The following is a 13,849-nucleotide window of genomic DNA, read 5'->3' on the forward strand; positions in this document are numbered from 1 at the left end:
ACTTTTGGGGTGCAGTTCACAAACTGGCGTTTATTTTTTAGGATGTTGATGGGTTAGGTTTAATCCCCAAGGGACCAAATTTTCAGTTTTATTTTTGATACGAGCGATATTGTCCTTATGGCGAATGATGATCAAACTAGCAAGAGCTAGGATAATAGTGATGAAGAGAGGGTCGTAGTGACTCAGGATAAAACCAAAAAGTGGAAAGAGTAGAACTCCGATGACAGCCGCGATAGATGCTGTGACACTAGATAGTGAAATCATACTACCAAGATAGAGGGTTCCAAAGAAAACAACTGCTAGGTAGAGACAGAAGACAGGCGCAAATCCGAAAACCACTCCAGCACTGGTTGCGACAGCCTTGCCTCCCTTAAATCCTGCAAAGATAGGGAAGGTATGGCCAATAACAGCCAAAAGTCCAAAGACGAGAGGCGAAACGCCTTGTAGATGAAACATAATCGGAAGAAGCGTTGCTAGGGTTCCTTTGAAAAAGTCAATTACAAAGGTTGCCATACCAGCTTTCTTACCTAAAATGCGAAAGGTATTGGTCGTTCCAGTGTTACCAGAACCATGCTCGCGCAGATTGATTTGAAAGAATACTTGTCCAATCCAGAGACCAGACGGAATCGAACCCAGCAAATAGGCTAGGATTAATAAAACTATTGTAATCATACTCCTATTATATCATGAAATGAAGAAGAAAGGCAGAGAATCTCTTCTGAAATTGTCACATCGGAGAAAGAAAAATTTTGCAAAATCCTTGGAAAACCTGTAGAATAGTAAAGATGAACGAATAGGAGGTTCCTTGTGTCAAAAAAGGAAATCAATATTAACAATTATAATGATGATGCCATTCAGGTGCTAGAAGGGTTGGATGCGGTCCGTAAACGTCCAGGGATGTATATCGGATCGACTGATGGTGCTGGTCTCCACCACCTAGTCTGGGAAATCGTCGATAATGCGGTCGATGAGGCCTTGTCTGGATTTGGTGACCGTATTGATGTGACAATCAATAAAGATGGCAGTTTAACGGTTCAAGACCACGGACGTGGGATGCCGACAGGTATGCACGCTATGGGAATCCCAACAGTTGAGGTTATCTTTACCATTCTACACGCAGGAGGGAAATTCGGTCAAGGAGGATACAAGACATCAGGTGGACTTCACGGGGTGGGTTCTTCCGTTGTTAATGCCCTTTCTAGCTGGTTAGAAGTAGAAATTACCCGTGATGGTGCAATCTACAAGCAACGTTTTGAAAATGGGGGAAAACCTGTCACGACTCTGAAGAAAATCGGTACAGCACCCAAGTCTAAGACAGGTACAAAGGTTACTTTTATGCCTGACGCGACGATCTTTTCTACGACAGATTTCAAGTACAGTACCATTTCAGAACGTCTCAATGAATCAGCCTTTCTCTTGAAAAATGTGACCTTGTCCTTGACGGACAAGCGAACAGATGAGTCTGTTGAGTTTCACTATGAAAATGGGGTACAGGACTTTGTTTCTTATTTAAACGAAGACAAGGAAACCTTGATGCCTGTCCTATACTTTGAAGGTGAGGATAATGGCTTTCAAGTGGAAGTAGCCCTCCAGTACAATGATGGATTTTCAGATAACATTCTGTCCTTTGTTAATAATGTTCGCACCAAGGACGGTGGAACGCACGAGACAGGACTCAAGTCTGCTATTACCAAGGTTATGAACGACTATGCGCGTAAGACAGGTCTCCTCAAGGAAAAAGATAAAAACCTTGAAGGTTCCGACTATCGTGAAGGACTAGCAGCCGTTCTTTCTATCCTCGTTCCTGAAGAACATTTGCAGTTTGAAGGTCAGACCAAGGACAAACTAGGAAGCCCACTGGCTCGTTCTGTTGTGGATGGAATTGTGGCTGATAAGTTGACCTTTTTCCTTATGGAAAATGGGGAATTAGCTTCTAACCTCATCCGCAAGGCCATCAAGGCTCGTGATGCTCGTGAAGCAGCACGTAAGGCGCGCGATGAGAGCCGAAATGGCAAGAAAAACAAAAAAGACAAGGGCTTGCTTTCTGGGAAATTAACGCCAGCCCAGTCTAAAAACCCTGCTAAGAATGAGCTCTATTTGGTCGAGGGGGACTCTGCCGGTGGTTCTGCCAAACAAGGCCGTGACCGCAAGTTCCAGGCAATCTTGCCCCTTCGTGGTAAGGTTATCAATACAGTTAAGGCCAAGATGGTGGATATTCTCAAAAATGAGGAAATCAACACTATGATTTATACCATCGGTGCGGGTGTGGGAGCAGACTTCTCTATTGAAGATGCCAACTATGACAAGATCATTATCATGACCGATGCGGATACCGACGGTGCCCACATTCAAACACTTCTCTTAACCTTCTTTTACCGTTATATGCGTCCTCTTGTCGAGGCAGGACATGTCTATATCGCCCTTCCGCCTCTTTACAAGATGTCAAAAGGAAAAGGCAAGAAAGAAGAAGTGGCCTATGCTTGGACGGACGGTGAGCTAGAAGAACTCCGTAAACAGTTCGGTAAAGGCGCTACTCTCCAACGCTACAAAGGTCTTGGTGAGATGAATGCGGATCAGCTCTGGGAAACAACTATGAATCCTGAAACCCGTACCCTCATCCGTGTCACCATTGAAGACCTAGCACGCGCCGAACGCCGCGTCAATGTTCTCATGGGAGATAAGGTCGAACCACGTCGTAAGTGGATTGAAGATAATGTCAAGTTTACGCTGGAAGAAGCGACAGTGTTTTAAGTCTATTTTTAACGAATGGGTATCAACATGAGAACTGAAGCAGAAATGCTAAATCTGATTTTACAAACTGCCAAAACTATACAAGTAGAAGCTATCGCCATGTCTGGTTCACGGACAAACCCAAAGGCCCTAAAAGATGAATTTCAAGACTATGACGTGGTCTATATTGTGGACGATTTAGATAATCTGACGAGAGACCTTTCTTGGTTGGACCGGTTTGGCAAACGCATTATTGAGCAAGAGGTCACCCTTGGTCACCGTCGCCTATATCTCATGCTTTTTGAAGATGGCAATCGGATTGATTTGACGCTCTGCCCCAAAGACCACATTCAAGAGTGGGTGGATAGTGAGGCAGGATTCACAGTTTTAGTAGATGAGAAGGGTTTGTTTGAGTCTTATTCTCCCAGTCCTCTGCGTTTCTGGATAAGCTCAGCTAGTGAGACGGATTTTGAAAAATCTTGTAATGAATTTTGGTGGGTGTCAGCCTATGTGGTCAAAGGAATTCGTCGTAAGCAAGTCATCTATTCGACTGACCATCTCTACGGTATTTGTCAACAAGAATTGTTAAAAGTATTGGCCTGGCAGGCAGCAAGTGATAGGGGAAGAGTCGATGTCAGCAAGAACTACAAGTACCTCTTTAACTATTTACCTGCTGAGAAAGAAAAGGAATTCTCAAATCTGCTTGATTTTTCAAGTATAGAGAAGCTCACCCAGTCTTTATTTACTACGATGAAATTCTTCCACCAAGAGGCTCAGTACCTTGCTCAAAAAATGGGATTTGACTATGATAAGGAAGTGGCTGAGAAGATGATTCAGTATGCTGAGGAAAGAGTGAAGAAGTTTGGGAATAACTAGAAAAATGAAAAAGCGAGAGGAGAAGACTCATGATTGAAAAAGTGGAACGCCTCATTACAGAGATTAATCGTATTCATCTAGAATATTCTAAAGATTATTTTGAAACGGGTAAGGTGGAAAAAATCAATCTCAAGCATACCTTTTCAAAAGTTTCGACTAAAGCGATTTTGGCCTACCGTCTGAATTTACATGAGTCAATTAATGACTATCTGATGAAAGCGGATGTCCAAGATATTGCCTATGTTTATCGTGTCAAAACTTCTGAGTCTATTTTAGATAAAATTACACGTTTTTCTGAGCGTCAAGAGGGTTATCCTGTGAATTCCATTCTTAATGATATTTTTGGTGCTCGTATGATTTTAAGTTCCAAAGAGATAGCTCAAGTCATGGAGAAATTAGATGATTGGCAAGAGAATTACGGACTAAAAAACTGGTATTTACGTGATAAAGATGGCTATGTCGGTCTTCATATTTATTTTAAAAATAAAAGTAATTTTTATTACCCATGGGAACTCCAACTTTGGGATAGGAAAGATGTAGATAGCAATATCGCCAGTCATATCAAGTATAAACGAGGATTTGTGGAGTAGACATTTCAAGTGGAAATGATGATATAGGAATTGGATGAAACTCACTTACTCTATATTTTTTCTTTTTCCATAATATTTACTCTCCATTCTTCGAAAGGAGTTGAACACGCCCTAAATGCTATGTGAAAATTCCTTATTACTCACTGAAGCAACATATTAAATTACAGAAAGGATAGTTTGGTTACTTATAGTAACTGAACACGGGACTAATCCTTTCTACATCCTTTTATCATTACACACACTCTACATTCTTTGAAAGGAGTTGAACACCCCCTAAATGCTGTGTGAAAAAGATAAATTCTCTTACGAGCATCGCTCGCTTTAAGAATTTCCTATTTTCACTTTGCATTTTACGGGCTTAGTATCCTATGTCTAACATTCAAAACATGTCCCTTGAGGACATCATGGGAGAGCGCTTTGGTCGCTACTCCAAGTACATTATTCAAGACCGGGCTTTGCCAGATATTCGTGATGGCTTGAAACCGGTTCAGCGCCGTATCCTTTATTCGATGAATAAGGATGGCAATACCTTTGATAAGAGCTACCGCAAGTCGGCCAAGTCTGTCGGTAACATTATGGGGAATTTCCACCCACACGGGGATTCTTCTATCTATGACGCCATGGTTCGTATGTCTCAAGACTGGAAAAATCGTGAGATTCTAGTTGAAATGCACGGTAATAACGGTTCCATGGACGGAGATCCTCCTGCGGCTATGCGTTATACTGAGGCGCGTTTGTCTGAGATTGCAGGCTATCTTCTTCAGGATATCGATAAAAAGACCGTTCCTTTTGCTTGGAACTTTGACGATACCGAGAAAGAACCGACTGTTCTGCCGGCAGCCTTTCCAAATCTTTTAGTCAATGGTTCGACTGGGATTTCGGCTGGTTATGCCACGGATATTCCACCGCATAATTTGGCCGAAGTTATCGATGCGACAGTTTACATGATTGACCACCCAACTGCCAAGGTAGATAAACTAATGGAATTCTTGCCTGGACCAGACTTCCCTACAGGGGGGATTATTCAGGGGCGTGATGAAATTAAGAAAGCCTACGAAACTGGGAAAGGGCGCGTGGTTGTTCGTTCCAAGACTGAGATTGAAAAGCTAAAAGGTGGTAAGGAACAAATCGTTATCACTGAGATTCCTTATGAAATCAACAAGGCCAATCTAGTCAAGAAAATCGATGATGTTCGTGTCAATAACAAGGTAGCTGGGATTGCTGAGGTTCGTGATGAGTCTGATCGTGATGGTCTTCGTATTGCTATTGAGCTAAAAAAAGATGCCAATACGGAGCTTGTTCTTAATTATCTTTTCAAATACACAGACCTGCAAATCAACTACAACTTTAACATGGTGGCGATTGACAATTTCACACCTCGTCAGGTTGGGATTGTTCCAATCCTGTCTAGCTACATCGCTCACCGTCGTGAAGTGATTTTGGCACGTTCCCGCTTTGACAAGGAAAAGGCCGAAAAACGTCTCCATATCGTGGAAGGTTTGATTCGTGTTATCTCTATTTTGGATGAAGTCATTGCTCTTATCCGTGCTTCTGAGAACAAGGCTGACGCTAAGGAAAATCTTAAGATTAGCTATGATTTTACAGAAGAGCAGGCTGAGGCTATCGTTACCTTGCAACTGTACCGTTTGACCAATACCGATGTGGTTGTCTTGCAGGAAGAAGAAGCAGAACTTCGTGAAAAGATTGCCATGCTTGCGGCTATTATCGGTGATGAACGGACTATGTACAATCTCATGAAGAAAGAGCTTCGTGAGGTCAAGAAGAAATTTGCGACTCCACGTTTGAGTACTTTAGAAGACACTGCGAAAGCAATCGAGATTGATACAGCTAGTCTGATTGCTGAGGAAGATACCTATGTCAGCGTGACCAAGGCAGGTTACATCAAGCGTACCAGCCCGCGTTCTTTTGCAGCTTCAACGCTAGAGGAAATTGGTAAACGTGATGATGACCGTTTGATCTTTGTACAAGCTGTCAAGACAACACAGCATCTTTTGATGTTCACAACTCTTGGAAATGTCATTTATCGACCAATTCATGAATTGGCTGATATTCGTTGGAAGGATATCGGTGAGCATCTGAGTCAGACCGTTACAAACTTTGAAACTAACGAAGAAATCCTTTATGTGGAAGTCGTGGATCAGTTTGATGATGCGACAACCTACTTTGCGGCGACTCGTTTCGGTCAAATCAAGCGTGTAGAACGCAAAGAATTCTCTCCATGGCGAACCTACAAGTCTAAGTCTGTCAAGTATGCTAAGCTCAAAGACGATACAGACCAGATTGTAGCAGTGGCTCCGATTAAACTAGATGATGTTCTTTTGATTAGCCAAAATGGTTATGCCCTTCGTTTCAATATCGAAGAGGTTCCAGTTGTCGGTGCTAAGGCTGCAGGTGTCAAGGCTATGAATTTGAAAGCAGATGATGTCCTCCAATCTGCCTTTATCTGTAACACTTCATCATTCTATCTCTTGACCCAGCGTGGAAGTTTGAAACGTGTTTCCATCGAGGAAATTCCAGTAACCAGCCGTGCCAAACGAGGACTACAAGTCTTGCGTGAGTTAAAAAACAAACCGCACCGTGTCTTTTTGGCTGGTGCAGTTGCAGAGCAAGGATTTGTTGGTGATCTCTTCAGTACAGAGGCGGACAGGAATGACCAAACTCTGGTTATCCAATCCAATAAAGGAAGGACCTATGAAAGCCGATTAAAAGACTTGAACCTATCAGAACGAACAAGTAACGGTAGCTTTATATCCGATACCATTTCAGATGAAGAAGTTTTTGATGCTTATCTTCAGGAAGCTTATACAGAACTTGAATCTAAGAAATGATAAAAAACAATGAAAAGCTTTTCATTAAGAAATTTCTTAAGCTATAGATTTAAGAGTTGAATTTGATTATATATACAAAAACGAACAGTGCTGATTCCCAACTGATAGGGACTCAATCCTGTTCGTTTTCTTGTCTTTATTGGTATAGACCGCCTGGTATTTAATTGTGAAATTATTAATATGTTGTCAATTATTCAAGCTAGATTAATAAAAAAATAATATTTTTTAAGAAAACGATTGCGCATATATTATTTTTATGTTATACTTTTATTGTTTTAAGAAAGCGCGTTCAAGAAATGTAGTTTGATTAATCTAAAAGGAGTTTTGTATGTCTCAAAATAAACAAGATAAAGGATTTCGTTTTTCTATTCGTAAACGTAGTGTTGGAGTATGTGGTGTTGCCATTGCAACATTTTTGCTAGCTTCTGGCCTTGTATTTCAAACAAATGTAGTAAAAGCAACAGAGCCAAGCGTTGCTGCAGTTGCTGGTGAAAATATTGCTGCACATAAGTCTGCAAGTCAGAGTTCGACTGCTTATGGTGCAGATGCTTCTAGAGCGGTTGACGGCAATCGAGATAATGACTACGGCCATCGCTCAGTTACTCATACAGATTTTCAAGATCATTCTTGGTGGAAAGTTGATCTAGCAAAAGAAGAAGGTGTGGGAACTGTTCGTATTTACAATCGTGGAGACAGTAATGTAGGGGATCGTTTATCTAATTTTGATGTTATTTTGTTAGATAAAGATGGAAATGAAGTTGCTCGTCAACATGTTGATAGTTTAAATGATCAACCAACAGTTGATGTTCAATTCACTGGAGTTAATGCACGATATGTAAAAATTGAATTAAATAAATCTAAAACTGCACTTAGTTTAGCAGAAGTTGAAGTATATCGTTCTCTAGGTGAAAATATTGCTTCTCATAAACCTGCAAGTCAAAGTTCAATTGCCTATGGAGGAGAAGCTTCTAGAGCGGTTGATGGAAATCGAGATAACGCATGGAACCACCGTTCCGTTACCCATACAGATTTTCAAGATCATTCTTGGTGGAAAGTTGATTTAGAGAAAGAAGAAGCAGTAGGAACTGTTCGTATTTACAATCGTGGAGATGGTGATGTAGCGAATCGTTTATCTAATTTCGATGTTATTTTATTGGATAAAGATGGGAATGAAGTAGCTCGTAAACATGTTGATAGTTTAAATAGCCAACCAACAGTTGATGTTCAATTCTCAGGAGATAATGCACGATATGTCAAAATTGAATTAAATAAATCTAAAACTCCTCTTAGTTTAGCAGAAGTTGAAGTATATCGTTCTGTAAAAGAAGAAAAAGTAGTAGAAAGTAAGAAAACAGAAAACAAAGTTAAAACAGATTTTACTGCAGAACTAAATAAATATTTGTTTGGTTTGAATTATGATAAAACAAATATTTTAACTAGACGAGGCGAGGCAATTGAAAATTACATGAATACAAGTACAAAACAACAAGGCAGTGAATTTGTAGTTGTAGAAAAAGTGAAGAAGAACCTTTCTAGTAGTCATGCTGATGTTGCTATTAATAGCAATGGAGATATTTACCTAGGTGCTTTGTTTAAAGCCAATCAAGACCTTCTAGAAAATAAACCACAACAAATTAGTTTAGATCGTAGCAAAGGTAGAATCAGTGTTGATTTACCAGGAATGGTAGGCGGAGATAGCTATGTAGATGCTAATCCAACTGCAAGTGGTATGCAAGAAGGTGTGAATACTCTGTTAAATCGTTGGCATGAAAAATATGCTGCGAAAAATCCTGCTCCAGCACGTATGCAGTACGAATCAACGTCTGCTTACAGCATGAATCAATTGAAAGCGAAATTTGGAAGTGACTTTGAAAAAGTTGGGGTTAATTTAAAAATTGACTTTGAAGCTGTTAACAAAGGTGAAAAACAAATTGAGGTAGTTGATTTTAAACAAATTTACTATACTGCAAACTTTGATGCTCCAAAAAATCCATCAGATGTATTTGCTCCAGGAGTAACAGTTGATCAATTGAAAGAACGTGGAATTGACGAAAATACTCCTCCTGTGTATGTATCAAGCGTGTCATACGGACGTCAAATGTATGTTAAGTTTGAAACAACAAGCAAGAGTACAGAATTGAAAGCAGCAATCAATGCTGTAATCAAGGGAGTACCTATTAAAGCTGAATCTGAATGGGCGCGTGTCTTGAAAAATACAACAGTAACAGTTTCAATTGTAGGTGGCAATGCTGATGGTGCTGCACGCGTTGTAACAGGTACGGTAGAAGACTTGAAGAAATTGATTCAAGAAGGAGCTACTTTTAGTACACAAAACCCTGCTGTTCCAATTTCTTACAAAACTGCATTTTTGAAAGATAATCAAGTAGCTACAATTCAAAGTAATACAGACTACATTGAAACAAAAGTGACTTCATACAAAAATGGTTACCTCAATTTACAACATAAGGGAGCTTATATTGCTCGTTACTATGTTTACTGGGATGAAGTGACTTACGATAAGGATGGTATTGAAAGTATTCGTTCACGTCAGTGGGAGCATAACGGTCAGAACAGAACTGCTGGCTTCCAAACGGAGCTTCAATTTAAAGGAAATGTACGTAACCTACGCGTGAAGATTCAGGAAAAAACAGGTCTTGCTTGGGAACCATGGCGTACTGTTTACAATCGTACCGATCTTCCTCTAGTCCAAAAACGTACCATTATTAATTCAGGTACAACAATCAGACCAAAATACGATGAAAAAGTTGAAAACAACTAATTCTCACTTGTAAAAATAATTAGTTATACTAATGAATTGAACCCCAAAAGTTAGTCCAAATTCTAACTCTTGGGGTGTTTTTCTGTGTCTTGTTTTATGAGTAGTTTACATATAAGTATATATATAAATTAATCGTTCTTGTGAATAGCATTATAGATTTATTAGACCCAAGGTAAGAAGACATCTCTTGTTTTTATATTCAAAGCTATAGCGGTTAATATTTAAGGAGACCTTCAAGTTCAAGTAGTCAATAAGAAGAAATTCTCTTGTAGTTTAAGATTTTTTAGGATAGTTATGAATTTAATTCTCGATAAAGGGATCTATTTTAGGAGTCATTTTCTAGCTTCTTTAGGTAACCATCTCCGAATGGACCTCTTGTGATTTACATTAGTTTACTTTTTCCATAGGGCATAGGGGTGTGTATAGTAGATATATTTATTGGAAAACGTCTATTCTGTGTTTTATTATGGATATATTTACTTCAATTTCTCCTAAACGTCGAGTTTTAACTCATGTTCCTCAAAAAGATGTTTAATGAGGTTAAAATTGTTAAATTTGAGTATAATATCTTGTAAAAAATTCTAAAATCCTATAAAATAAAAAGTGACGGAGGAATTTATGAATGTAAATCAAATTGTACGGATTATTCCTACTTTAAAAGTTAATAATAGAAATTTAAATGAAACCTTTTATATGGAAACCCTCGGTATGAAAGTCTTGTTAGAAGAGTCAGCCTTTCTATCACTAGGTGATCAAACAGGCCTTGAAAAACTTGTTTTAGAAGAAGCTCCAAGTATGCGTTCTCGTAAAGTGGAAGGAAGAAAGAAGCTGGCTAGATTACTTGTCAAGGTGGAAAATCCCTTGGAAATTGAAGCCTTATTAGCTAAAACAGATTCGATTCATCGATTATATAAGGGGCAAAACGGCTACGCTTTTGAAATTTACTCTCCAGAAGATGATTTGGTTTTGATTCATGCGGAAGATGATAGAGCAAGTCTAGTAGAAGTAGAAGAAAACCCTGAATTTCAAACAGATTTGGAATCAATTTCTTTAAGTAAATTTGAGATTTCTATGGAATTACATCTCCCAACTGATATTGAAAGTTTCTTGGAAGTATCTGAAGTTGGGACTTCACTTGATTTTATCCCAGCTCAGGGGCGGGATTTGATGGTAGAAAATACAGTTACTTGGGATTTATCTATGCTCAAGTTCTTGGTCAATGAACTAGATATAGCAAGTCTTCGCCAGAAGTTTGAATCTACCGAATATTTTATTCCTAAGTCTGAAAAATTCTTCCTTGGAAAAGATAGAAATAATGTTGAATTGTGGTTTGAAGAAGTATGAAGTGGACCAAGATTATTAAAAAAATAGAAGAACAAATCGAGGCAGGGATTTATCCCGGAGCCTCTTTTGCGTATTTTAAGGGCAATCAATGGACGGAGTTCTATATTGGCCAGAGTGACCCAGAGTATGGCTTGCAGACTGAGGCAGGACTCGTTTATGACCTAGCCAGTGTCAGCAAGGTTGTTGGGGTTGGCACAGTTTGTATCTTCTTGTGGGAAAAAGGCAAATTAGATATTGACAGACCTGTAATAGATTTTTTAGCTGAGAGTGATTATCCAGACATCACTATTCGTCAGCTCTTAACTCATGCTACAGATCTTGATCCGTTTATTCCCAATCGTGATCTTTTAACTGCCTCAGAATTAAAGGAAGCCATGTTTCATCTCAAGAGACGAAGTCAGCCAGCCTTTCTTTATTCGGATGTCCATTTTTTGCTTTTAGGTTTTATTTTGGAAAGAATCTTTAATCAAGACCTGGATGTGATTTTACAAGAACAAGTTTGGAATCCTTGGGGAATGAAGGAAACCAAGTTTGGCCCTGTTGAGCTTGCTGTTCCAACAGTCAGAGGTGTAGAGGCAGGCATAGTGCATGATCCTAAAGCTCGTCTCTTGGGCAGACATGCTGGTAGTGCTGGTTTGTTTTCGACTGTAAAGGATTTACAAATCTTTGTAGAACATTATTTAGCAGATGATTTTGCAAGAGATTTGAGTCAAAATTTTTCTCCTTTGGATGATAAGGAGCGTTCTTTAGCATGGAATTTGGAAGGAGATTGGCTAGACCATACGGGCTATACAGGTACCTTTATCATGTGGAATCGTCAGAAGCAAGAAGCGGCTATTTTTCTATCGAATCGTACCTATGAAAAGGATGAGAGGGCTCAATGGATTTTAGACCGCAATCAAGTGATGGACTTGATTCGTAAAGAAGAGTAAGGAGAGACATGTCAAATAGTTTAAAAGGGACTCTATTAACAGTTGTTGCTGGTATTGCTTGGGGCTTGTCAGGAACGAGTGGCCAGTACCTGATGGCACACGGAATTTCGGCTTTGGTTTTGACCAACTTGCGTCTTTTAATCGCTGGTGGAATTCTCATGCTCTTGGCTTATGCCACTGCAAAGGATAAAATGCTGGCCTTTTTAACGGATAAGAAGAGTTTGCTATCTCTTCTCATTTTTGCTCTAATTGGTCTTTTTCTCAACCAATTTGCTTATCTGTCTGCTATTCAGGAGACCAATGCAGGAACAGCGACGGTGCTTCAGTATGTTTGTCCTGTCGGAATTTTAATTTATAGCTGTATCAAGGATAAGGTGGCGCCGACACTGGGAGAGATAGTTTCTATCATATTAGCTATCGGAGGGACCTTTCTTATTGCAACACATGGGCAGTTGGACCAGTTATCCATAACACCTACAGGCTTGTTCTGGGGGCTCTTTTCTGCTCTGACTTACGCCCTTTATATTATTTTGCCAATAGCCTTGATTAAGAAGTGGGGGAGCAGCTTGGTCATTGGTGTGGGAATGGTCATAGCAGGTTTGGTCGCCCTTCCTTTTACAGGAGTTCTACAGGCTGATATCCCGACTAGTCTTGATTTTCTCCTTGCGTTTGCGGGCATTATCCTTATCGGGACTGTCTTTGCTTATACAGCCTTCTTAAAGGGAGCCAGTTTGATTGGACCAGTTAAGTCAAGCTTGTTGGCTTCGATCGAGCCAATTTCGGCGGTTTTCTTTGCCTTTCTAATCATGAATGAACAATTTTATCCCATTGATTTTCTTGGTATGGCAATGATATTGTTTGCTGTAACTCTGATTTCTTTGAAAGATTTACTCTTGGAAAAATAAAAAGACTCTTTGTCCGTGATGACAGAGAGTTTTTTCCTAGTAATCTAATTGTTTTCAAGATAAAATTCAAAACGTTCGCCTACATATTGACTTTTTACGTATTCAAAAGCTGTTCCATCTTCTAGGTAGGAAACCTGAGTCAAACCAAGAATAGCATGGCCTTTTTCAACTTCCAAATAGTGGGCAATTTTTTCCTTAGCGAGGCGAGCATAGATGGTCTGCTGTGATTTGCCAATACGGTAGCCATATTTTTGTAGGGTTTGGAAGAAATGACTGGTGATTTCTTCTTTTTTAAAGTTCTTAATAAATTTTTCAGGAATAGAAGCAACTTCATAAACCAGGGGAACTTTGTCGGCATAGCGGACACGTTCCATTCGGATAATGTTTTCGGTTGGAGAAATTCCTAATTTGGCAACTTCTTGCTCATTAGGAATAGTTTTTCTGTAGGAAATGAGTTGGCTAGAGGGTACTTTACCTTGGGACTTAACAATTTCAGTAAAACTGGTTGTCCCTCGCATCTTTTCTTGTACTCGAGTACTGGAAACAAAGGTGCCACTTCCAACACGGCGCTCTAAAACGCCTTCTTCGACTAATAGAGATACGGCTTGGCGGAGGGTCATACGACTGACCTCAAATTGTTCAGCCAAATCTCTTTCACTCGGCAGCCTCTCACCAATGGACCAACGGTGCTCGTCAATATCCTTTTTTATCTGATCATGGATTTTCATATAAGCTGGTAGCATGTTTTCACTTCATTTCTATCTTTTCTCTATTGTACCCCAATAAACGAGAAAAAGTCAAACTTCGCCTTGTTTAGTTGGTAATTCGCCCTTATTTGTGATAG

General features: G+C 39.6%; 10 protein-coding genes. 8 read left to right on the forward strand and 2 right to left on the reverse strand.

The window, feature by feature from the left end:
- Positions 1-30 precede the first annotated feature (30 nt).
- Positions 31-672, reverse strand: coding sequence for a glycerol-3-phosphate 1-O-acyltransferase PlsY (gene plsY / locus HT718_RS05995; protein WP_173267846.1), 642 nt, complete (start codon positions 670-672; stop codon positions 31-33).
- Between the two features lie 135 nt (positions 673-807).
- On the opposite strand from plsY, the gene parE reads away from it, so the two are divergent.
- The 8 genes from parE to HT718_RS06035 all read left to right on the forward strand — a co-directional run bounded on the left by parE (position 808) and on the right by HT718_RS06035 (position 13,005).
- Positions 808-2,751 (forward strand): DNA topoisomerase IV subunit B, encoded by a 1,944-nt coding sequence (gene parE, locus HT718_RS06000; RefSeq protein ID WP_173267847.1) that lies wholly within the window; start codon positions 808-810, stop codon positions 2,749-2,751.
- Positions 2,752-2,778: 27 nt separating this feature from the next.
- Positions 2,779-3,606, forward strand: a complete 828-nt coding sequence (locus tag HT718_RS06005) for an aminoglycoside 6-adenylyltransferase (RefSeq protein WP_173267848.1) — start codon at positions 2,779-2,781, stop codon at positions 3,604-3,606.
- Between the two features lie 29 nt (positions 3,607-3,635).
- The gene (locus HT718_RS06010; protein ID WP_153196354.1) at positions 3,636-4,196 is read left to right on the forward strand and encodes a GTP pyrophosphokinase; all 561 of its coding nucleotides are present in this window, start codon (positions 3,636-3,638) and stop codon (positions 4,194-4,196) included.
- Between the two features lie 368 nt (positions 4,197-4,564).
- The gene (gene parC / locus HT718_RS06015; RefSeq protein ID WP_173267849.1) at positions 4,565-7,045 is read left to right on the forward strand and encodes a DNA topoisomerase IV subunit A; all 2,481 of its coding nucleotides are present in this window, start codon (positions 4,565-4,567) and stop codon (positions 7,043-7,045) included.
- A gap of 328 nt (positions 7,046-7,373) precedes the next feature.
- Positions 7,374-9,824, forward strand: coding sequence for a thiol-activated cytolysin family protein (locus HT718_RS06020; protein ID WP_173267850.1), 2,451 nt, complete (start codon positions 7,374-7,376; stop codon positions 9,822-9,824).
- A 618-nt stretch (positions 9,825-10,442) separates the two neighbouring features.
- Positions 10,443-11,168, forward strand: coding sequence for a CppA N-terminal domain-containing protein (locus tag HT718_RS06025; RefSeq protein ID WP_001102239.1), 726 nt, complete (start codon positions 10,443-10,445; stop codon positions 11,166-11,168).
- Positions 11,165-12,100: a serine hydrolase domain-containing protein gene (locus tag HT718_RS06030; protein WP_173267851.1), complete on the forward strand. Its 936-nt coding sequence runs from the start codon at positions 11,165-11,167 to the stop codon at positions 12,098-12,100. The genes HT718_RS06025 and HT718_RS06030 overlap by 4 nt, the downstream gene beginning before the upstream one ends.
- Before the next feature lie 8 nt (positions 12,101-12,108).
- Positions 12,109-13,005 (forward strand): DMT family transporter, encoded by an 897-nt coding sequence (locus tag HT718_RS06035; RefSeq protein ID WP_173267852.1) that lies wholly within the window; start codon positions 12,109-12,111, stop codon positions 13,003-13,005.
- A gap of 44 nt (positions 13,006-13,049) precedes the next feature.
- On the opposite strand, the gene HT718_RS06040 is transcribed toward HT718_RS06035, so the two are convergent.
- Positions 13,050-13,748, reverse strand: a complete 699-nt coding sequence (locus HT718_RS06040; protein ID WP_173267853.1) for a GntR family transcriptional regulator — start codon at positions 13,746-13,748, stop codon at positions 13,050-13,052.
- Between the last annotated feature and the right edge of the window lie 101 nt (positions 13,749-13,849).

Origin of the sequence: Streptococcus sp. 714, from assembly GCF_013277115.1 — a bacterium.
In the GTDB taxonomy this organism is placed as follows: domain Bacteria; phylum Bacillota; class Bacilli; order Lactobacillales; family Streptococcaceae; genus Streptococcus.